The organism is Kocuria sp. WRN011, from assembly GCF_002295155.1.
In the GTDB taxonomy this organism is placed as follows: domain Bacteria; phylum Actinomycetota; class Actinomycetes; order Actinomycetales; family Micrococcaceae; genus Kocuria; species Kocuria carniphila.
This window is the reverse complement of sequence record NZ_NSGI01000005.1, coordinates 103123-124666: the sequence shown is the minus strand read 5'-3', so window position 1 is coordinate 124666 and position 21544 is coordinate 103123. Positions and strand designations below refer to the sequence as shown.

Sequence of the window (21544 nt, the reverse complement as noted above, 5' to 3'; positions counted from 1 at the left end):
AATCGAACGGAACATTGCGTCGCGTCACTGACGAGCGCGGGTTTCCCGAGTAGGTTTGGGGTATGGCGAACCGTGCGGGCACCGAAGCCCAACCCAGTGACCTTGTGAACATCGACGAGCTGATCGCGGCGTATTTCGACCGCGTGCCTGACGCCGGTGATCCCGATCAGCGAGTGGCGTTCGGTACGTCCGGGCACCGTGGATCCTCGCTCAAGACCTCGTTCAACGACACGCATATCGCGGCCATTACGCAGGCAATCGTGGAGTATCGCGCGGGGCAGGGCATTACCGGCCCGCTGTTCATGGGCAAGGACACGCACGCGCTGTCCGGGCCCGCGCAGGACACCGCGCTCGAGGTGCTCGCGGCCAACGGCGTGAACGTGCTGCTGGATTCGCGCGAAGGATTCACGCCCACCCCCGCGCTGTCCCACGCGATCATCAAGTACAACGCGTCCGGTGCGGCCGAGCAGGCGGACGGCATTGTCATCACGCCGTCTCACAACCCGCCGTCCGACGGTGGCTTCAAGTACAACCCTCCCCACGGCGGCCCCGCAGATTCCGACGCGACCGAGTGGATTGCCGCGCGCGCCAATGAGCTCATGCAGGCCGGGCTCGACGGCGTGCAGCGCGTCTCGCACGAGGCCGCCCAAGCCGCGGCGACCACCGGCAGCTACGATTTCTTGGACTCATACGTCTCGGATCTACCGTCCATCATCGACCTGGGCGTGATCGCGGAATCCGGTCTGCACATTGGCGCGGATCCCATGGGTTCCGCCTCCGTGGCGTACTGGGAGGAGATCAGCAAGCGTTTCGGGCTGAACCTCACCGTGGTCAACCCCGAGGTGGACCCCCAGTGGGCGTTCATGACCCTGGACTGGGACGAGAAGATCCGCATGGACTGCTCCTCCCCCAACGCCATGGCCTCGTTGATCGGTAACCGCGACAAGTACGACATCGCGACCGGTAATGACGCGGACACGGACCGGCACGGCATCGTGACTCCGGATGCCGGGCTCATGAACCCGAACCACTACCTGGCCGTGGCCATTGATTACCTGTACCGCAACCGTTCGGGTTGGTCCCAGGACGCGGGTGTCGGTAAGACGCTGGTGTCGTCGTCGATCATCGACCGCGTGGCGTCCTCTCTTGGCCGGCGTTTGGATGAGGTGCCCGTGGGTTTCAAGTGGTTCGTGCCGGGTCTGATGGACGGCTCCATTGGTTTCGGTGGCGAGGAGTCCGCGGGTGCTTCGTTCCTGCGCTTGGACGGCTCCACCTGGACCACCGACAAGGACGGCATCATCCTGGCGCTGCTGGCCGCAGAAATCACGGCGCGCACGGGCAAGACCCCGTCCCAGCGCTACGCGGAGTTGACCGAGGAGTTCGGGGATCCGGTATACGAGCGCATTGATTCTCCGGCTAATCGTGAACAGAAGGCCGCGCTGAAGAAGCTCTCCGCGGAGCAGGTCACGGCCGACACCCTGGCCGGTGAGCCCATTACCGCCAAGCTGACGGAGGCCCCGGGTAACGGTGCGGCCATTGGCGGCTTGAAGGTCACCACCGAAAGCGCATGGTTCGCCGCCCGGCCTTCCGGCACCGAGGACGTGTACAAGATCTACGCCGAGTCCTTCAAGGGTGCCGAGCACCTGGCGCAGGTGCAGCAGGAGGCCAAGGCGCTGGTGGATTCGGTGATTGGATAGCGACTCGCAGCGTCTGCGAGCGGGCCGCTGAACATTTAGGGCAGAGGTTGGCACCGGAACAAGGGATTTCGGCGCCAACCTCTGCCATATTTGTTATGACGAGGTGCGGACCGAGGAATTCGGCCCGCTCCGCACCGGCACAACGGTGGATCGGTGGCCCCGTTCCTGTTGTTCTCGGAGGCGCATTGCCACGTGGCTGTTCGTGATCGCCAGCCATGCGGCAATGAGCGGGGACTTTTGAGCCGTGAACATTCCAGTCCGCAAAACTGCACCTGAGCGGGTCTGGAAAGCATTATCAGGGACTGATTTGTCGGTGTGGCCCTAGTTGTAAGAGGGCGTGACGTTGTTGACACGGTCCGGGGTGCGTGAGGCCGGGGGCTGGTCGCCGCAGGCGGTATGGGGTCGGTGGTAATTATAGTGATTGACCCAGACCGCCACCGCGGTGCGTCGGGCGTGTTCGCTGGTGTAGGTGCGGGTGTAGAGCACCTCATCGACCAGTAGCCGGTTGTAGCGTTCGACCTTCCCGTTGTGCCGCGGCGTGTAGGCACGGATCCGCTGGTGGCGGGAGGCCAGGGCTTTCACGGTGCGGGTGAAGTCCGCGGCGCGATAGTTGGCCCCGTTGTCGGTGACCACCCGATGGATCTTCTCGATGCCGTGAGCGGCGAAAAACACCTTCGCGCGGGAGAAGAACCCGATCGTGGTGGTGGCCCGCTCGCTCTCGAGGGCCTCGGTGTAGGCCAGGCGGGAGAACCCGTCGATGGCGGTGTGTAGGTAGGTGTAGCCGACCTTCGCCCCGGGTCCGCGCTTGGCCGCCTTCGCCTTGGTGGTGCCGCGGCCGTGGGTGCGCCAGCCGCCGCCGTCGGGGATCTTGCCGACCTTTTTCACACCCAGGTGGATCATATGTCCGGGCCAGTACGCCCGAATCCTGGCCGGGGTGCCTCGGGCGTTGTCCCCGTCGGGGCTTAGATCCCGCAGCCGAGAGATCCCCAGCCGGGCCAACCACCGGCCCACGGTGCGTAGGGCGATGATCACCGGGGCGTGGAGGGGCCCGGTGCCCTCCTCATCGCCACAACCACCGGCGCTCAAGTGGTGCCAGATCCGGCGTGCGGACCACTTCCGATTCCGGCGCAGGGCCTCGATGCGCTCGACCACCTCCAGCCGGGTGGGCGACGGGGAGGTGACCGGGGTCGAGGGCCGGTCGATCAGGGCCTCCTCACCGTCTTGAAGGTAGCGGGCCACCCAGGTGCTCACGGTGGGGCGGGAGACCCGGAACTCGGTGGCCACATGCGCCTGGGATTCCATCGATTAGGTGGCGTTGGACCAGGCGCAGCCGGCCGGTGGGGGTCAGGGGCGCATTAGGATGGGTCATGAACGGGCTCTTTCGTGTGGGCGGACGGTGTAGGAACTTCCATCCTGAAGCGAGGAGCCCGTTCCTCATCTCATCGACGCGCCCGCGACAAGAACCTCATGACCCACAACACCTAGACCCGCGTCACCCACACCGCTTCCGCGGCGAGCACGCCCATGCTGACCGCGGACGCCGCGGCGGCAGCCACCACCGACACCGCAACCATCCCCGGGGACCCCGAATCCGGCAGCACCCGTAACCGGGTACCCGGGACCACGCCCACACCGGCCAGATAGCGCAACGTTGCGGGGTCGTCATCTGAGACCCGCACCACGGCCACGTCCACCGGGTCCCGCACGTCCGCCAGCTGCACGGCCGTAGGTGCGGCGATCTCTCCGGTCGGCGACGGAATCACATCCCCGTGGGGATCCGCAGCCGGATGCCCCAGCAACGCATCGATCCGATCCAGGAACTTCTCCGATACCGCGTGCTCGAGCACTTCGGCCTCGTCATGGATCTCATCCCACGCGTAGCCGAGCTTGGTGGTCAAGAACGTCTCCAAGAGGCGATGCCTGCGCACCATTTTCACCGCAATCGCACGACCCTCATCGGTCAGCACGACCACGCCGTAGGACGGCCGCGTGACCATGCCCTGCTCGGTCAGCTTCTTGAGCGCTTCGGACACCGTGGACGCCGCCAGCCCCATGCGAGAGGCCAGCGTGGTGGTGGTGACCTTTTGCGGCGACCATTCCCCCAATTGCCAAATGGTCTTCAGATAGTCCTGGGTGGCGGAACTGAGCTCTGCTGGTTGCACGTGTCCAGGGTATCGGGGCACACCGTGAACATCTTCTACACCCATCCAGTTCATGTGTTTGCACCTTCTATACTTAGGGGGAGACTTATGGGGTCCATACCGTCTCACAGGTAGTCCAAGACGATCGGAAATGAAAATGCCTGAATTAGTTGTCAGTCTTTTGACGGGATGCGCCTGCGGAGTACTCCTTCTGGCATTCTACAACTTACTAAAAATGCGGCGAGGATCCCTTGACGTACCAATTCTTTACTTGAACAACTACGGCCCAATAAATTACATGGGTATCGCGGAATTCATAAGTCAGCCCCAACATCGCTGGACCAAATATATTATATTCCGCACTGTTCCATTCGTATTGGCTACCACAACTGCTGTTGCATTTCTACAAAAAATAGAATATTACACCTTACCCCTCTCACTAGCTTCGATCGCATCTTGCTTATTGGTGTCGTCTACGCCGATTATTCGACAGATTATTTCTTCAAGAATTTATATCTCCATCAAAATTTTTTCTATATGTATAATCTGCGGGTTATCTGCAATCGGAGCGCTTGTGTCGATTTCAGGAACGGTTCTAGACTTGAGGTGGATTCTACCCTCCCCACAATCATTGCGTGACGGTCTATGGACTGCTGCGATCGCCGCGATCCTGGTTGCCTACTATTTCAAGGCAACTGACCTTAGTACACTAAACCGTAAAGACATTACCAGGGCAGGCTTACTACCAGGAGACCTACGAGAATTCATCAATGATCGCGGACTGCGGATATGGCGGCGTTTTGGCAGGGTAATTTATCGAGAAAGTCGTAATTTTAATCTTGATCCTAAGATGATGCTGTCTCTGCTGGTTTACGAAGATCTGAATCGCCCCGCAGCCCTTCGGTTTCTCGAAAATGTGATCGTTACTATCACACCACTGAGTCTTACTGTGGGGATTGCCCAAGTAAAATCCCACCGTCGACTTAAGAACGAGGAAAGTATAAGGCTCATGGCCGTGCAACTTGCTGACATCCGTAATGAGCTTTGCGACAAGAAATGGGGGTTTTCATTAAGTGACATATTTTATGGATACAACAATTCGACCGAATATGCTGAAAATGTATCTAAGATATACGAGGAAATTTATCACGATCTCTCGTAACCAATCTTGATTGATAGGTGTCTATCACCAGCTCCAGCTCAGACCAGTTGGGCTAGACAGCTGAGGGATTCTCTAGCAGTGCAATTCCCTCGGGCGGCCCAGGCGACGTAGCCGTAATATGTGGTATCCCGCCATCGACAACGGAGCATAGTATATGGCGGGCGGTACGCAGGGTTCCGCCCGAATTAGGAGCCTTCATGAGTTCGTCACCGTCCACTCCCCCCACTAACGACGCCGCTGCCCCCGGTCTCGCGGAACGCCTCGGGTTGGGCTGGCGCCTCCACGGGGACGGACGCACCGTGGCCCCCGGCGACGTCGTCACCCCGCGCGAGCGGCTCGTGTGGCCCCGAACGATCTCGATCGGCGCCCAGCACGTGGTGGCCATGTTCGGCGCGACGTTCCTGGTGCCGCTGCTGACCGGATTTCCACCGGCCACCACGCTGTTCTTCTCGGGCATCGGAACCATCCTGTTCCTGATCCTGACCGCGGGACGTGTGCCCTCATACCTGGGCTCGTCGTTCGCGTTCATCGCCCCGATCTCCGCGGCCATGAACCAGTACGGCCCCGGTGGCGCGCTCGGTGGTGTGGTCATGGCCGGCATCGCGTTGGCGATCATCGGCCTGATCGTGCAGCTGGCCGGCACCGGGTGGCTGCAGAAGCTGATGCCGCCACTGGTCACGGGCACCATCGTGGCGCTGATCGGCTTCAATCTGGCACCCTCGGCCAAGGCGAACTTCATGGAAGCCCCGGTCACCGCCATGGTGACCCTGGGCTCCATCATCCTGATCTCCGTGCTGTTCCGCGGGTTGATCGGTCGCCTGTCCATCCTGTTGGGCGTGGCCATCGGCTATATCACGGCTGTGGTCCGCGGCGAGGTCGATTTCACAGCCATCAACTCCGCGTGGCAGGAACAGGGCCTGTTCGGCCTCCCCGAGTTCCACACCCCCGAATTCCACCTGAGCCTGGCCGGGCTCTTCATCCCCGTGATCCTGGTGCTCGTGGCCGAGAACATCGGGCACGTGAAGTCCGTAGCGCTCATGACCGGCGACGACCTGGACCCCTACGCCGGCCGCGCCATCATGGCCGACGGCCTGGCCACCATCATCGCCGGCTCCGGCGGTGGCTCCGGTACCACCACGTACGCGGAGAACATCGGAGTCATGGCCGCCACCCGCGTCTACTCCACCGCCGCGTACTGGGTCGCCGCGATCGTCGCGATCCTGCTGAGCGTTATGCCCGTGTTCGGCGCAGCCGTTGCAACCGTTCCCCAGGGTGTCCTGGGCGGCGCGGCCACGGTGCTGTACGGCATGATCGGCATGCTGGGCGTGCGCATCTGGGTCCAGAACCGCGTGGACTTCTCCAACCCCGTCAACCTCACCACCGCGGCCGTTGCCATGATCGTGGGCATCGCCGACTACACGTGGTCGGTATTCGGTCTGGACTTCGCGGGCATCGCCCTGGGCACCGCCGCGACCCTGGTGGTCTACCACCTCATGGCGTTCATCGCCCGCGTGCGCGGTTCCGTGGGCTCCGACCCGCTGACCCCGGACACGTCCAAGACGCCGTCGCCGTTGGGCTAAATCAGTTGAAGAAGGGCTTGCTCACCATGGTGAACAAGCCCCCACTTCTAGCCCTCGGACTTAGGACCCCTGGTCACTCCATTTAGCCATGATGAGTTGCTTGGCTTCAGATTCAGACAACTCTTCAATCTCCTCGGCACTCAGGTTCAGTTCTTCACTGAGTGCGCGCCTGAGCCACTCAGGCAATGAACTGGGCGGTGGGGGTTCCTCATTCACCGAGATGTCCTGGAAAAGTCGCCCCATCCCACTAATGACGTCCGCCAGGGGCTTTATCTCTGGCCCGCCGTTAGAACAAAGTTTGGCGATCCGGCCCTTCATTTCTTCGTAGACCTCGGAATCCGAGCGGACTCCTACCGCCCAAACTTCCGAAATTTCGAGAACCGTTGGTCCGCCGGGCTCTTCCTTGACTCGCCACACAATCCTGTAGTGCCGGTCACCGACTACAAGTTTTCGAAAACCCACCAAAGCGCCAAGTAGAGGTTCCCCTGCCAGTGGCGAGCGCTCCAACAGGAGCATCTTCTTGAAGACTGCACGAAGGATGGATGGATCCTTCTTCTTCAAGCGGAACAGATCACTGACTGCGTCTTCTGTCAGCCGTACCACGCAGTGTGAATCTGGAAGATTCACGACCGTGTTGAACCGATTTCAGCAGCTAGCTCTGCTTCGAGTTCTTCGCGAGTAAAGCCAAAAGCCTTCATAGCCTGATCCAGGTCCGTTCTAACTCCTGAATCCGTGGCGAAGCGTGCCATGACCAACGCCGCATCGCGGAGAGTATCCCGATCCCGTCGAAGCTCGTCCATCTCGTCCGCAGAGACCACCTCTGCCACAACTCTCCCGTGCCGCGCCAAAGCGACGTCGTGGCCTTGTTCAGCTGATGACACCAAAGCAGATACGCCGGCACGCGACGCATCGGAAATCGACAAAGTACTCATGTCCCAAATATACACATTTTTCTACACAGAATTCTAGGAGACCATCGAGGCGCGAACCGGGTCTAAGAGACTGCCGCCTCTGAGCTAAATACTCGCGCCGCGCTCAACGACGCCGCTCAGCCACCTCTCCAGCGCCGGCCACGCATTGCGCCCGGTCGAGCGGCGCACCAGACCGTGGTGTCCCAGCGAGGTGACGCCCAGCTCCCCCGGCGTGAACGTCCTACGCTCCACGGTGGTTCCGGTGAGGCGGTCGGTGATTTCCTCGATCTGCTCCGGCGTGGCCCAGGGGTCGTCCGACGCGCCAACGGCAAGCACGGGAACAGAAACCTTAGCGGCCCGCGAGACAGCATCCATCGTCGGGTCATCGAAGAAGTAATGCGGTTTCCGCGCCCACTTCCCCCACTCGAGCATGGCGCCGGAAGGCATGTCTTCGCCCAGCCCGGCTCGACGCCCCGGCATGTAGCCGAACACTCGACACAGCACCGGACCGGCCACGTGGAGCACGGCTGCCACGCGGCGTCGTTCGGCGGTGCCGCGCACGGTGCTGGTGACGCCGGCGTGAGATGAGATGGTCACGAATCCAGCGAGACCCTCAGTGCCGTAGTCCAGGGCGAGCGCATGAGCACCCACGCTGTGGCCGATGGCAACTCGGGGCAAGTCCCCAAATCGCGAGTGAACCCACGAAGCAACCGCGGGAACGTCCTGCATCATCCAGTCGCGCATCCGCAGCTCAGGATGGTCCTTGGGCTTGCCAGAGCGGCCAGTGCCGCGGAAGTCGTACGTCACCACCGCGTAGCCCCGGCCAGCGAAGTACTCCGCCAGACCTCGGTAGAAACGCTCGGGAGTGGCTGTGGCCGGATGAATCGTCAGGACAACAGACGGCTCACCGGAAGACAACCACAGCGTCCCGGCCACCGAGGAATCCCCGATGACCGGAATCTGTACCTGTTCGCTCTGGATCCGAGCGCCCGGCTCAAGCGAAGGATACGATGAGCCGCTCAGAACGGCAGCTCGATCTTGCGCTCCACGACCCTGCGCACCTCGTCCGCATCCACTTCGGCCACGGTGGCCGGGGACCACTGCGGGTTCTTGTCCTTGTCGACCACCATGGCGCGCACGCCTTCCAAGAATTCCTTGGACTGCGCGGCCACCGTGGCCATGCTGAGTTCGCGCTCCAGGCAGGAGCGGACGTTGTCGTCCTTGGCGCCAGCGTTGAGCAGCTCGAACACGCGTACGAGCGCGGTGGGGCTCATGCCGTCCAGGTCGTTACCGGCACGCTCCACAATGTCCTCGAGCGAGTCGCCGGCGTACGTTTCGCGTACCTCGTCCCACTTCCCGAGAATCTCCGATGTGGGCGGCTCCTGGCCGAACTTGGCCACCGCGGCATCCACACCGTCGGAAATGGTCAGCTCCACGAAGGCTTCGGCATCGGAGGAGGAAATGTAGGTGTCCGCCAATCCCAGGGCAATGGCGTCCGCGCCGTTGAAGCGAGCACCGGACAGCCCCAGGTACCGGCCGAATTCCAGGGAGGTCTCGCGAGCGCCGTCGGCGGTCTCGCGGGAGACGCGGGGCAGGAAGTGACTGGCGCCGATGTCCGTGAAGAAACCGATCGCGGTTTCGGGCATGGCCATCAGAGTGGTTTCGGAGACGATACGGTGCGAGCCGTGCACCGAGATGCCCATGCCGCCGCCCATCACGATGCCGTTCATCATGGCCACGTACGGCTTGGGGTACTCAGCGATCAGGTTGTCCATGGCGTACTCGGTGCCGAAGGTGTCCTCCACCTCGTCCGAGCGGCCATCCAGGGCTGCCTCGCGGACTTCCTTGATGTCACCGCCGGCGCACAGCGCCTTGGGGAGCGTGGACTGCATGACCACCTGCGTGATGGCCGGGTCCTTGGCCCAATCCTGAAGGGCTCCGGCGATCTGGTGGTACATAGAACGGCTCAGCGCGTTGAGCGCCTTTTCGCGCGTGAGCGTGAGCACTCCGGTGCCGCCCACGATTTCTGCCCGGACAAAATTCTCCTGAGATGTGGTCATGATCACCACCCTATCGAGACCGGGCTTGGAGAATTCAGGATTCCAAAGCTTTACGCAGTGCGCCCAACAGGTCCTTGGCGCGGCGGTCCACGTTTTCCGCGAACATCTCGTTGGTGTGGAACGAGAACCCGATCCCGTAGTCCGGCCACGCCCCGTGCAGGCAACCGCCCGCGCCGGAGTGCCCGTAAGCCCGCTCCACGGGACCGTAGGTGTGGATGGGATCCTGCAGCTCGTAGCCCAGACCGAAGCGCAAAGGACGGTCGTTGACGGCGTCCAGTCCCTCGGACCAGGTCCGAGTAAACAACTCACGGGTCTCCGCGGACACCAAAGAACCGGACTCCACGAGCGAGTACGCCCGGGCAATCGAATCCGCCCCACCGATCGCACCCCCGGACGCCAGCCCCGCCGCGTGGAACGCCGGCGAATTGGCGGGCAGCTCATCCCCCATCAGCGCATCGCCGTACATGCGGTCCACGATGGCGCGGCGTTCGGGGTCCTTGAGGAACGTGCTGATGGCGTAGCCGGGGGCCCGGAACACAGGCGCCACGCGAGACTCCAGACCTTCCGGCAGCCCCAGGTACAGATCCAGCCCGTTCGGCTCCACGATCCGTTCCGCCAGCAGCTGGCCGGCTCGCTTGCCGGTGATGCGAACCAGGATGCCCTCCACCAGGTAGCCGAACGTCACCGCGTGATAGGCAACCTTGGAACCGGGCTCCCACGCGGGCTTTTGCTGCGCCAGGATCTCGGAATGGGCGGTCAGGTTGAAGAAACTGTCCGTGGGATCCGGATCCGTGTATATCAACCCCACCGTGTGGTTGAGCACCTGGGCCACGGTCACGTTTTCCTTGCCAGCGGCGGCGAACTCCGGCCAGTACTCGGCCACGGGTGCGTGCACGTCCAGGAGACCGTCGTCGACGAGCATTGCCGACAGCGTGGCCACCAGGCCCTTGGTGCCGGAGAACATCACGGCCAGGGTTCGGTCGGTCCACGGCGTCTCCGCCGGTTCGGTCGCGGACGAACGCCGCTCCTGCGAACCCCCGTGCAGGCGCACGAGTGGCTCCCCGTCGCGGTACACGCTGAACGACATACCGCCGCACGCCTGACCGAGATGCTGCTCGAAGATCTCTCGGATCACCCGCCCGGTGGTGCCGGGCAGATGGGTTTCGGCGACCAGAGCCTGTGCACTCTCGACGGTCATGAGGTGACGATTCCTTCCCTCTCGCGCTCGCGCTACAGCGTGGGCACGTGCTTCAACAGCGACTTGGTGTAGTCGTGCTGCGGGTTGCGCAGCACATGGTCCGTGGGCCCGTAATCGACCAGTCGGCCCTTTTCCAACACCGCGAGTTTATGGGACACGTGCCGCGCCAACGCGATGTTGTGCGTCACGAACAGCATGGCCAGCCCACGTTCGCGCTGCAGCTCGCGCAGCAGCTCGATCACCGAGGCCTGCACGGACACGTCCAGCGCCGAGGTGATCTCGTCACACACCAACACCGACGGCGCATTCACCAGCGCACGCGCCACCGCCGCACGCTGCCGCTCGCCACCGGAGAGCTCGCCCGGCCGGCGGTTGATGTAGCTACGACCCAGCCGGACCGCATCCAGCGCGTCGGCCACGGCAGCGCGCCGCTGCTTCCGGGACATCCCGCCGCTCATTTCCAGCGGCACCTCGAGCGAATCACCAATGCTGCGGCGCGGATTCAGCGACGAGAACGGCGACTGGAAAATGTACTGAATCCGTCGCCGGTCCTCGTTGCTGCGCTTGCGCGTTCCGTTCGCGAGCACCTGGCCGTCCAGCCGCACCTCGCCCGTATAGGCGTCATTGAGGCCAGCAATACTGCGCGACAGCGTGGTCTTACCCGAACCGGATTCGCCCAGCAGCATGGTCGTCTGGCCCTCGACCAGGTCCAGATTGATGCCGTCCAGAATCACCGCCGGCCCGTAGGCCAGCCGCAGGTCGCGCACGGCAACCAACGGTTCGTTGGCCGGTTTCTTCTCGGTCGACGACGCCGCTCGGTCACGCACCGGGGTCGTGTCACCGGTTGACGACGTCGCCCGCTCGCCGTCCGGCGAAGCCTCACCAGTACGCGTGGGCTCGGCCGAAACGGCGGTGGCACCAGAGGTTGCCACGCGACCCGGCCGCGCGGCGTCGTCGTCGTGCTGGTCCGTGCCGTGAGCGCTGGCCCGGGGGTGACCTGTGTCGCGGGCACTATCTGAGGCTTGCCCGCCGCCAGCGGCCGGAGCGACGTCGTCACGCCCGTTGTCCCATGGCGCGCGAATCTTGGCGCCGGGGCTCACCGCGGGGCCGCCTCCCATGGCACGTTCGCCTTTGAGGTCCGGGACCGCGGCCAGGAGCGTCTTGGTGTACTCGTGATCGGGATGGTAAAGCACCTTGTCGGCCGGGCCGCGTTCGACGATCTCGCCGCGGAGCATTACCGCGACGTCGTTGGCGACCTGGGCGACCACCGCGAGGTCGTGGGTGATGTAGAGGCCCGCGACGTCGTGCTTGGTGGTCAACTGGTACACCGTCTTGAGCACCAGATCCTGAGTGGCCACGTCCAAACCGGTGGTGGGCTCGTCCAGGATGATCACGGCGGGGCGGCAAGCGAACGCCATGGCAATGCCAATGCGCTGCTGCTGACCACCCGAGAGCTGGTGCGGATAGCGCCGCTGGTACTTCTTGGTGCTGGGCAGGCCCACTTCTTCAAGCACCTCGGCCACGCGGGCCTCGCGTTCCCGGCTGTTACGGCCGAACTCGTGGATGCGCAGCACCTCGTGGATCTGCTCCCCCACGCGCAACGCGCCATTGAGCGAGAGCGCCGGATCCTGTGGAACGTAAGCGATCGTTCCGCCGCGCAGCTTGCGCACCTGCTTCTCGGACAGCGTCAGCAGGTCCATGTTCTGCTTGAAGAACCGGGAGGCGCCCTCGTGCAGCTGAACCGAACCGCCACGCAGTTCCAAACCGGAACGCAAGTGGTTCATGCACGCCAGCGCGGCGGTGGTCTTACCGGAACCGGACTCACCGACCAGAGCGAGAATGCGCCCGGGCGTGAGGTCGAAGTTGACGTCCTTGAGAATCAGCTCCCCGACGTGGACGCCCAGGCTCAAATCGCGCACGGAAATGGCCGTGGCCACCGTGGCCTTGGGAACGGTCAGTGTGGTGGCCATTTACTTGTCCTTTCGCGCGGAACCGTTGGCGCGGCCCGCGGAGGCACCCGACACGGCGTCGGCAATGAGGTTGGTGCCCACGGTGAGAACGGCGATCGCGACGACCGGCAGGATCACACCCCACGGCTGGAGCGAGAGCGCAATGCGGTTCTCGTTGATCATCAGGCCCCAGTCCGCGGTGGGTGGCTGCATGCCCAGGCCCAGGAACGACAGCGACGCGACTGCGCCAATGGAGTAGGTCATGCGCAGACCCATCTCGACCATGAGCGGGCCCATGATGTTGGGGACCACGTCCCGGCCCAGGATCTTCCACTGCGGCACCGCATACATCTGGGAGGCGAGCACATAGTCCTCCGCGACCACACCGGAGGTGGCCGAGCGAATCACGCGAGCCACCCGCGGGGCGTGGGTGATGCCGATCACCACCACGAGCACCCAGCCCTGCGGGCCGAGCACGGTAATGGCGAGCATGGCGAAGACCAGTTGCGGGATGGCCAACAGCACGTCACCGGTGCGCATGATGGCCGAATCCAACCAACCACCGCGGAAGGCAGCGAGCATGCCGAGGACGGCCCCCAGTCCCACGCCCAGCAGCGTGGCCAGGGCCGAGTACAGCAGCAGCCGCCAACCACCCTCGAGGAACCGGGAGAGCACGTCGCGACCCAGGTTGTCCGTGCCGAAAATGTCGTACTGGAACGGTTTGCCCGCGTAAGAAGTGGGGCCGTAACCGGTCCACGCGGGCACCACGAACGGTCCCACAATGGCCACCAGGAGCACCAGCCCGGTCAGCACCAGGCCGAACTTGGCCTCCGGTTGGGAAAGGAACCGGCGGAAGAAGGAGACCGGACGAGTATCCCCGCGCGACCCTGCCGGTTCGAAACTCGCCGCGGATGGGGTGACGGGGGTTTCCGGCGTCACCGGTTGCTGGTTCTGCGCGCTCATTTGTTGGACTCCGTCCGCAGCTTGGGATTGGCCAGGATGCCGATCACATCCGCAATGAGGTTCACGATCACGTAGAACGCGGCAATGATCATGGACAGTGCTTGGACCACCTGCACGTCACGGATCTGGACCGCGTCCACCATGGCCTGGCCCAGACCGGGATAGCGGAAGAGGAACTCGACCACCACAATGCCCCCGGCCAGCCACGCCAGTTGCATGGCCACGACCTGGGCGACCGGGCCGATCGCGTGGGGCAGCGCGTGCCTCATGATCACTTGGCGTTCGGGAACACCCTTGAGCCGAGCCATTTCCACATAACCGGAATCGAGCACGTCCAGCATGGTGGTCCGGGTCATGCGGATCATGTACGGGACCACCACGAGCACCAGGGTCAGCGCGGGAAGGACCAACTGCAGCGGATAATCCCACACCCGGGTTCCCGGGGCCGCCATGGTCACGGAGGGCAGCAGCTGGAACACCGTGGTGGACAACAGCGTGGTCAGCGCAATACCGATCACGAACTCGGGCAACGCCGCCAACACGAGGGAGAAACCCGTCAGCGCGTGGTCGGTGGCGCGGCCGCGGCGCATGGCGGACCAGGTGCCGAGCAGCAGACCCACCGGGATGGAGATGAGCGCGGCGATGATCATCAGCAGCACCGAGGCCGAGACCTTCTGCCCCAGCAGCTCATTGACCGAACCGCCCGTGGCCGCCGAGGTTCCCAGATCACCCACGAGCAGGCCACCCAGCCACGTGAAATACCGCTCGTACCAAGGGTCGTTGAGGTTGAGCTGTTCGCGCAGTGCCGCGAGGCGTTCCGGTGTGGCCTGTTGACCGAGGATCGCCTGCGCCGGATCCCCGGGCAGCAGCAGGGTGAAGACGAACACGACGATTGAAACCGCGAGCAGCACGAAGACCGAGATGCCCAGGCGTTTGAGAATCATTTTTCCCACGGGTTACTCGCTTTCCTGTGAAATCCACAGATGCCGGAACTGGAAACCGCTCACCGGCATACCCGTGCGGTAGGTCATGGTTCCCCCCACGTAGTTCTGATACGCATCTGCCTGATTGAAGAATCCCCACACGATGTAGCCACCGTCGTCGTAGAGCATCTTCTGTAATTGACCGATCAGTTCGTTACGTTCGTCGTCGTCCAGGGTGGCGCGGGCCTTGTTGTAGAGCTCGATGAATTCAGGCTCCGCCCAATGGGTCTCGTTGAATGGAGATCCCGGTAGCGTGCCGTTGGCCGTCTGGGGCAAGAAGTTTCGTGTCAACCAGAAATCCTGAGCAAACGGGTACTGCAAGTAGCCATCGCCGAAGAACGTGGTGGTGTCCACGCGGCGCAGGCTCACGTTGATGCCGGCTTCCGAGGCCTGCTCTGCGAAGACCTGCGCGGACTCTACGGCTCCGGCCTGGATGGGCGCGGTGACCAGTTCTACGTCCAGCCCGTCCGCGTAGCCGGCATCGGCCAAGAGTTGTTTGGCCTTTTCGATGTCACGAGTGCGCTGCGGCAATTCAGGTGTGCCGGGGTCGAACGGTGCGTACATGTCGTTGCCCACCGTGCCGTGTCCGGAGAAGACCTGCTCCACCATTTGTTCTCGGTCGACCACGAGCTTGAACGCCTCGCGCACCCGGGGGTCATTGAACGGCTCAACGTCAACGCGCATGGTGAACGGCAGCCAACCGCCCGTTTCGGACATTTCGGTGAAGATACGCGGGTCCGTGCCCACCACGTCCACGAGCGCCATGGGAAGCTGCCCCACCGCATCTACCTGGGAGGACAGCAGTGCGTTGACCATGGCGTCCTCGTCGTTGAAGTTCATCATGTGAACCTCGTCCAGCAGTGGTGCGCCGCCCCAGTAGTTCGGGTTCTTCTTCAGCACCGTGATCTGACCGGGCTCGAACTGCCCCAGGGTGAACGGCCCGGTACCGATCGGATTTCCGGGATCGTAGTCCGGGGGCACGATGCCCACCGCGTACTCCGCGGTGGAGTAGATGAACGCGGCGTCCGGTTCGGACAGCTCGAACCGCACGGTGTGATCGTCCACGGCCACGGTTCGTTCCAGGCTTGCCAATCCGGAAGCACCTGACTTGGGGTCATCAGGATCGGTCACTCGGTCGTAGGAGAAGACGACGTCCGCGGCAGTCATCGGCCGACCGTCATGGAATGTGACGTCGTCGCGCAGTTTGAAAACCCACGCGCGGCCGTCGTCCTCGGGCTCGGCACTGACCGCGAGTGCCGGAACCGGCTCGTAGTTCTGGTCGAACTCGTAGAGCCTGTCGTAGAGGTTGATCACGCGACCCCCGTCTGGCGTGGTCACGGGAATGTGCGCATCCACGATGTCTGCGGCACCACCACCGGTGAGCCCAACCCTCAGAATGCCACCGGATTCCGGGGCTCCCGTAGCTGCGGTTCCGGTAAAGGCCTGGTCCGCATTACTTCCGCAACCGGCCAGCGCGAACACCGCGGCGGTCGCTCCCACTCCCAGGAAACCGCGCCGGGACAGCGCACGACGCCGCGCGGCCGGGCCACGCTCGTTACGCACCCCTCCGGTGTGGTCCGAAGAGGGATGTGGATAGGGTTCTGCGCTCATATTTCCTCGCTGTTGAGACACGACGTTGTGAGACTCCTGGCGAGCGCCCTGAAGAGTTGAAAGGTTAAAAGGGCGTGCCGTGGCGCGCCGAGACAGCGCACCAGTGGGAAAGGAAAAGCAGCTACGGGATCTTGCTGAGACAGCCGATCCAGCGCGAACGGACGAAGCCCACCGGTTGACGAACCGGGCCGCGGGCGGAGTGGATCTTGTGCATCTCCGCCTCCGTTCGGTTGTGGGCGGCATGTACCGGAGCTGAGCTCACGGGTGTACACGCCGCGTGTTTCACGTACCTATGACATTAGGAACATGACAGGTGTGAGTCAAAGCTCACACGCGAGATGACACGGATCGAGGCGGCCACTGTCCGCGGTCGGCCAACACCTGGGCCAGGATGTCCGCGCGGTCGGTCACCAGACCGTCCACACCGATCGCCAGGAGCCGGCGCATTTCCCGGGCGTCGTTGATCGTCCACACATGAACGGCAATGCCCACCCGGTGGGCGACTTCCACGAACTTCTGATTGGCAACCGCCACCGGCAACGTCAAGCCGCCCGGCAGGCGCAGGTCGTAGCTGACCGGCAATTGAACGGTGTCGAACTCGTCCACCTTGGACGCCCAGAGCTTGGTCAGCACTGACCAGATGACACTGACTATCTTGGGTGAGATCTTGTCCGTCACTCGTGCCACCTTGGACAGGAGCGTCAGACCCGCGCAGCCGATGGTTCCCGCGGAAGTGAGCGGACGCTTACCGGTGAGCTGCGCGATCGAGGCGAGTGTGCGGCGTCGTCGAGATTCGGAAAACGAGGTCACGCGCACCCGGGCCACCGCACCTTCCTCCGCGATCACCCGCGGAAGCGCCGCCACAGAGGATTCATCCTTAACGTCGATGTTGAACTGCAGCCCGGGCAGCTCACGGAGCAACTCCGCAAGGGTGGCCAGCGGCTCGGTGCCGCCGATCCGCACGTCGTCCAGATCGGACCACGGCACATCGCTGACGTCCCCGGAGGTATTGGTCACGCGGTCCAGCGTGGGGTCGTGAAAGGCGAGGACCACGCCGTCGGACGTGGTGTTGACGTCCGTCTCGACCCACACGAAACCTAGATCCGCAGCAGCACGGAACGCACGAAGCGTGTTCTCGTGACCGTCCAGCGAGAATCCGCGATGGGCAAGTGCTGTGACCTGGGGTTCAACCGACATGTACTAAACAGTAACTTGTCGGTAGGGCATTAAGGTTCAGGCGTCGTGCAAGTAGTTCTCGATCACCTGGGCCACGCCGTCCTCATCGAAGGGCGGAGCCGTACGACCCACCGCGGTCACCACACCCGGGTGCCCGTCCGCCATGGCGTAGCCGCGGCCGGCCCACGTGAGCATTTCGAGGTCATTGGGCATATCACCAAAGGCCATCACGTGCTCACTCGCGATGCCGTGTTCCGCCGCGAAACGTTCCAGGGTGCGGGCCTTGGTCAGCCCGCGCTGGCCGATCTCGACCAGTGGCGCGGCCGCAACCGAGTGCGTGACCGCGAGCCGCCCATCCACCAGGTCACGAACATGCTCGAAGTACTCATTGGGCACGGCACCGTCCAGTTTGGCCAGCAACTTCACCACGCCGGCGCCGTGGGGCAGACAGTCCTTAATGGGGGCTTCTTCCACGGGGAAGATCTCCATGCGGTCGCTGCGGGACCACCCTGGATCGGTAAAGACGCGGTCCAGAGTCTCCGCCGCGTAGAGCGTCTCGGGGAACAGTTCGCTGATTTCCCCCATGATCCCGAACGCCTCGCGGACATCGAACAGGCTGGTTTCGATAATACATTCGGTCTGAAGGTCGTAGACCACCGCCCCGTTGGAGCAGATCACGACGCCTACGTCCTCGAGTTGTTCGTGGAGCGGATGCAACCACCGCTTGGGACGCCCGGTCACGAACACCACGTGAATCCCGGCGTCCCGCGCGGCGGTAATGGCCTCAACGGTGCGCGGTCGGAAGCGAAAATCGGGTCCCAGAACTGTCCCGTCCAGATCGCTCGCGATCATTCGGACTGGTTGGGGCTCCTCGGTTCCACCGCGCGCCACTGGAGCGTTACTTGGCTTCGTACACGGGGGTCAGGAAGGCCCGCCCGATGGCGTGCGAGAACAGGTTGAAGTTCACCACGGCGGGGCTGGAGTTCTCGTCCACATCCATTTTCTCGACGTCCACGGCGGTCACGCACAGGATGTAACGGTGGGCACCGTGTCCTTCCGGCGGGGCCGCGCCCAGGAATTCATCGGTACCGCCGTCGTTGCGCTGCTTTACGGCACCCTCCGGCAGGTTCGACGCCGCCCCTGTAGCCAATTCCGTCACCGAGGCCGGGATGTTGGACACGCACCAGTGCCAGAACCCGCTGGGGGTGGGTGCGTCCGGGTCGTACATGGTCACCACGTAGGACTTGGTGCCCTCGGGCGCACCGGACCAGGACAGCTGCGGGGAGACATCCTCACCGCCGGCACCCATGATTCCGGAGACCTGGGCATTGGGCATGGTCTCGCCGTCGGAGACATCCGTTGAGGTCAGAGTGAACGCGGGAAGGTCGGGCAGGTCTGCATAGGGTTCGCGATCGAGCATCGGTATCCCTTTCGTTGAACGGTTCGTGCTCACGGACAATTCGTTGCCGACGTCGCTCGGTCACCGTCACGGCGTCGCCTCACCGCGGTTGCCACTCACCCGCGGGTACGGAATGCGCGTCAGTTCGCTGGTAGATCCGCCTTGCTCGGCAGGTCCGCACCGGAACGGGACACGGTCACACCTGCCGCGGTGGCGGCGTAGTGCAGGATCTCGAGAACGTCGTCCTTGCCCAGCTCATCCAGGCCACGACGTGCATCGGACCCCGTGAGGCCACGGTCGGTCAGAGTGGAAATGAGCGCGGCCATGAACGAGTCACCGGCACCCACGGTGTCCACCACGTCCACGCGCGCGGCGGGAGTGTCCACGCCTTCACGACCAGTGCCGCGGCTGACGGCCCAGGGCCCCAGAGCGCCCCGAGTCACGACCACCAAGCGCGCACCGGCCTGTAACCAGGCCCGGGCGCTGTCCTCGATGGAACGGTTCGGATAGAGCCACAACAGGTCCTCGTCCGAGGCCTTCACGATGTCCGCGGACGCCACAATGGCCTCCGCGCGGGCCCGCGCATCAGAGGAGTCCGGGATGATGGTCGGTCTGCAGTTGGGATCGTAGGAGACCAGTGCGTGATCATGGGCGCGCTCCACGGCCTTGCGAACCATGGTCGCGCCGGGTTCGAGCATCGCGCCGATGGAACCGACATGCAGCAGGCCGGTCTCGTTGAGCAGCTGGTCGATCTGATCGTCGGAGACGTCCAGGGACCAATCCAATTGGAAGTCATAGGTTGCAGCGCCGCTCTGATCGAGCGTGGCCTGGGCGACCGACGTGGGTTTGGAGTCCGGGTTGAACGGCAGTTTCACATTGTTGTCCCGCAGGTGAGAGGCCACTTGCTCGCCGTACTCGTCCTGACCGTAACGGCCCAGGAACTGCACCTTCTGGTCCAAGCGGGCGAGGCCCACGGCCACATTCATGGGGCTTCCGCCCACGTGCGCGCGGGGTGCTTCACCGTCACGCGAGACCACATCCACGAGAGCTTCACCGATCACCGTCAACATGGCACCACGGTAGCAAAGGCGACCGACAAGAAAGAGGCGACGCAGCGGCGTCGTCACCTAAAGAGATACGCGCACGAGGGGTGCGCAAGCCACGTACACTGGCGTACGACGAGCCGCCTCATCTCTGCGCGGCGCCATCACCCTAGACCGCACAACGCAGCGCGGCACAACACGGCCCTCACGACGAAGTCCGGGTCGAGGAAGAAGGATGCTGATGAGCACCACCTGGTCCGATCGAGAAGCACTTGCTGAAGCACTGGTCCCCCTGGTGGGCCGTTTGCACCGCGAGAACAAGGTGGTCACCACCGTGTTCGGCCGGTCGCTGGTTCACAAGTCCGTTACCGAAATCATCAAGGCGCACCGCTTCACCCGCCGCATCCTGGGCGAAGAGCTGCCGCTCAAGGACACCCTGGAGATCGTCGAGGCGCTGACCAAGCTCAAGCTCGGCACCTGCAACATCGACGTGGCCAAGCTGGCCCAGGGCTACAAGGAATCCGGTAGCAACCACCTCGAGGCGTACCTGCGTGAACAGCTCGCATCCGTGGTCGATCACCAGGGCGAGAACGAGCCCGAGTCCCAGGACGTAGTGCTCTACGGCTTCGGTCGCATCGGCCGGCTGCTGGCTCGCATCCTCATCAACCGCAACGACGGCACCGGCCTGAACCTGCGCGCCGTGGTGGTTCGCCAGAAGCCGGGCAACGACCTGGTCAAGCGTGCTTCCCTGCTGCGCCGTGACTCCGTGCACGGCCCGTTCGACGGCACCATCACCGTTGACGAAGAGAAGAACATCATCACCGCCAACGGTGTGCCCATTCAGTTCATCTACGCCGGCTCCCCGGCCGAGGTGGACTACACCGAGTACGGCATCGACAACGCTCTGGTGGTCGACAACACCGGCGCGTGGCGCGATGAAGAGGGACTCTCCCAGCACCTGCAGTCCAAGGGCGTTGCCAAGGTTCTGCTGACCGCTCCGGGCAAGGGCGACCTCAAGAACATCGTGTGCGGCGTCAACGACAAGGACATCCTGCCCGAGGACAAGATCCTCTCCGCAGCATCCTGCACGACCAACGCCATCACCCCGGTCGTCAAGGTCCTCAACGACCAGTACGGCATCAAGCAGGGTCACGTCGAGACCGTTCACTCGTACACCAACGACCAGAACCTCATCGACAACTGGCACAAGGGTGACCGTCGCGGCCGCTCCGCAGCGCTGAACATGGTCATCACCGAAACCGGTGCCGCCAAGGCCGTGGCCAAAGCTCTGCCGGAGATGAAGGGCAAGCTCACCGGTAATGCCATCCGCGTGCCAACCCCGGACGTGTCCATGGCCATCCTCAACCTGCAGTTGGAGAAGGCTCCGGAGTCCGCCGACGAGGTCAACGCGTTCCTCAAGGACATTTCCTTGAACTCCGCACTGCGCAAGCAGATCGACTACGTGGACTCCCCCGACGTCGTCTCCACCGACCTGGTCGGCTCCCGCCGCGCCGGCGTGGTGGACGGCTTGGCCACGATCGTCAACAACAACTCGCTCGTGCTCTACGTCTGGTACGACAACGAGTTCGGTTACTCCTGCCAGGTGGTGCGCGTGCTCGCACGCATGGCAGACATCTCCATGCCGCAGCTTCCGTAAGCTGCCCCGCTAGT

At 63.4% G+C, this 21544-nt stretch carries 18 protein-coding genes and 1 pseudogene; 4 read left to right on the top strand and 15 right to left on the bottom strand.

The genetic code is table 11. From position 1 onward, the window contains the following. The first annotated feature begins 62 nt into the window (after nucleotides 1-62). Nucleotides 63-1697 carry a phosphoglucomutase (alpha-D-glucose-1,6-bisphosphate-dependent) gene (gene pgm / locus CKW39_RS08335; RefSeq protein WP_095797675.1) on the top strand — a complete coding sequence of 545 codons (1635 nt, stop codon included), beginning with the start codon at nucleotides 63-65 and terminating at the stop codon, nucleotides 1695-1697. Nucleotides 1698-2018: 321 nt separating this feature from the next. Here pgm and CKW39_RS08330 read toward each other — a convergent pair. Further along, nucleotides 2019-3066: pseudogene (locus CKW39_RS08330) on the bottom strand (IS481 family transposase). Nucleotides 3067-3178: 112 nt separating this feature from the next. After that, nucleotides 3179-3859 (bottom strand): metal-dependent transcriptional regulator, encoded by a 681-nt coding sequence (locus CKW39_RS08325; protein WP_095797852.1) that lies wholly within the window; start codon nucleotides 3857-3859, stop codon nucleotides 3179-3181. 277 nt (nucleotides 3860-4136) lie between these two features. On the opposite strand from CKW39_RS08325, the gene CKW39_RS15290 reads away from it, so the two are divergent. Both CKW39_RS15290 and CKW39_RS08315 read left to right on the top strand, forming a co-directional pair. After that, complete coding sequence (locus CKW39_RS15290; protein WP_143469959.1) at nucleotides 4137-5000, top strand: hypothetical protein; 864 nt, start codon at nucleotides 4137-4139, stop codon at nucleotides 4998-5000. Between the two features lie 197 nt (nucleotides 5001-5197). Further along, the gene (locus CKW39_RS08315; protein WP_095797673.1) at nucleotides 5198-6580 is read left to right on the top strand and encodes a uracil-xanthine permease family protein; all 1383 of its coding nucleotides are present in this window, start codon (nucleotides 5198-5200) and stop codon (nucleotides 6578-6580) included. A 60-nt stretch (nucleotides 6581-6640) separates the two neighbouring features. On the opposite strand, the gene CKW39_RS08310 is transcribed toward CKW39_RS08315, so the two are convergent. The 13 genes from CKW39_RS08310 to CKW39_RS08250 all read right to left on the bottom strand — a co-directional run bounded on the left by CKW39_RS08310 (nucleotide 6641) and on the right by CKW39_RS08250 (nucleotide 19900). Next, the gene (locus CKW39_RS08310; protein WP_216823168.1) at nucleotides 6641-7183 is read right to left on the bottom strand and encodes a type II toxin-antitoxin system RelE/ParE family toxin; all 543 of its coding nucleotides are present in this window, start codon (nucleotides 7181-7183) and stop codon (nucleotides 6641-6643) included. A gap of 20 nt (nucleotides 7184-7203) precedes the next feature. Further along, the gene (locus CKW39_RS08305) at nucleotides 7204-7512 is read right to left on the bottom strand and encodes a type II toxin-antitoxin system Phd/YefM family antitoxin (protein WP_095797671.1); all 309 of its coding nucleotides are present in this window, start codon (nucleotides 7510-7512) and stop codon (nucleotides 7204-7206) included. An 84-nt stretch (nucleotides 7513-7596) separates the two neighbouring features. Then, the gene (locus CKW39_RS08300; RefSeq protein ID WP_254049339.1) at nucleotides 7597-8427 is read right to left on the bottom strand and encodes an alpha/beta fold hydrolase; all 831 of its coding nucleotides are present in this window, start codon (nucleotides 8425-8427) and stop codon (nucleotides 7597-7599) included. Between the two features lie 83 nt (nucleotides 8428-8510). Further along, a complete protein-coding gene (locus CKW39_RS08295) occupies nucleotides 8511-9551 on the bottom strand; it encodes an enoyl-CoA hydratase/isomerase family protein (RefSeq protein ID WP_254049338.1) in 1041 nt (346 codons plus the stop codon). 34 nt (nucleotides 9552-9585) lie between these two features. Continuing rightward, entirely contained in the window at nucleotides 9586-10749 is a 1164-nt protein-coding gene (locus CKW39_RS08290; RefSeq protein ID WP_095797669.1) for a serine hydrolase domain-containing protein, read from the bottom strand. 32 nt (nucleotides 10750-10781) lie between these two features. Further along, nucleotides 10782-12719, bottom strand: a complete 1938-nt coding sequence (locus CKW39_RS08285; protein WP_095797668.1) for an ABC transporter ATP-binding protein — start codon at nucleotides 12717-12719, stop codon at nucleotides 10782-10784. Further along, a complete protein-coding gene (locus tag CKW39_RS08280; RefSeq protein ID WP_095797667.1) occupies nucleotides 12720-13661 on the bottom strand; it encodes an ABC transporter permease in 942 nt (313 codons plus the stop codon). Further along, on the bottom strand, nucleotides 13658-14614 hold the full coding sequence (locus CKW39_RS08275) for an ABC transporter permease (protein WP_095797666.1): 957 nt from the start codon (nucleotides 14612-14614) through the stop codon (nucleotides 13658-13660). The genes CKW39_RS08280 and CKW39_RS08275 overlap by 4 nt, the downstream gene beginning before the upstream one ends. Before the next feature lie 3 nt (nucleotides 14615-14617). After that, on the bottom strand, nucleotides 14618-16255 hold the full coding sequence (locus CKW39_RS08270) for an ABC transporter substrate-binding protein (RefSeq protein WP_095797665.1): 1638 nt from the start codon (nucleotides 16253-16255) through the stop codon (nucleotides 14618-14620). A 327-nt stretch (nucleotides 16256-16582) separates the two neighbouring features. Beyond that, nucleotides 16583-17452 carry a glycerophosphodiester phosphodiesterase family protein gene (locus tag CKW39_RS08265; protein ID WP_095797664.1) on the bottom strand — a complete coding sequence of 290 codons (870 nt, stop codon included), beginning with the start codon at nucleotides 17450-17452 and terminating at the stop codon, nucleotides 16583-16585. Nucleotides 17453-17488: 36 nt separating this feature from the next. Then, complete coding sequence (locus tag CKW39_RS08260) at nucleotides 17489-18283, bottom strand: HAD family hydrolase (protein WP_095797663.1); 795 nt, start codon at nucleotides 18281-18283, stop codon at nucleotides 17489-17491. Between the two features lie 46 nt (nucleotides 18284-18329). Next, nucleotides 18330-18851 (bottom strand): YbhB/YbcL family Raf kinase inhibitor-like protein, encoded by a 522-nt coding sequence (locus CKW39_RS08255; protein ID WP_095797662.1) that lies wholly within the window; start codon nucleotides 18849-18851, stop codon nucleotides 18330-18332. Nucleotides 18852-18970: 119 nt separating this feature from the next. Further along, complete coding sequence (locus CKW39_RS08250) at nucleotides 18971-19900, bottom strand: carbohydrate kinase (protein WP_095797661.1); 930 nt, start codon at nucleotides 19898-19900, stop codon at nucleotides 18971-18973. A gap of 214 nt (nucleotides 19901-20114) precedes the next feature. Here CKW39_RS08250 and CKW39_RS08245 point away from each other — a divergent pair, with 214 nt between their 5' ends. Then, on the top strand, nucleotides 20115-21530 hold the full coding sequence (locus CKW39_RS08245) for a glyceraldehyde-3-phosphate dehydrogenase (RefSeq protein WP_095797850.1): 1416 nt from the start codon (nucleotides 20115-20117) through the stop codon (nucleotides 21528-21530). Nucleotides 21531-21544: the final 14 nt, after the last annotated feature.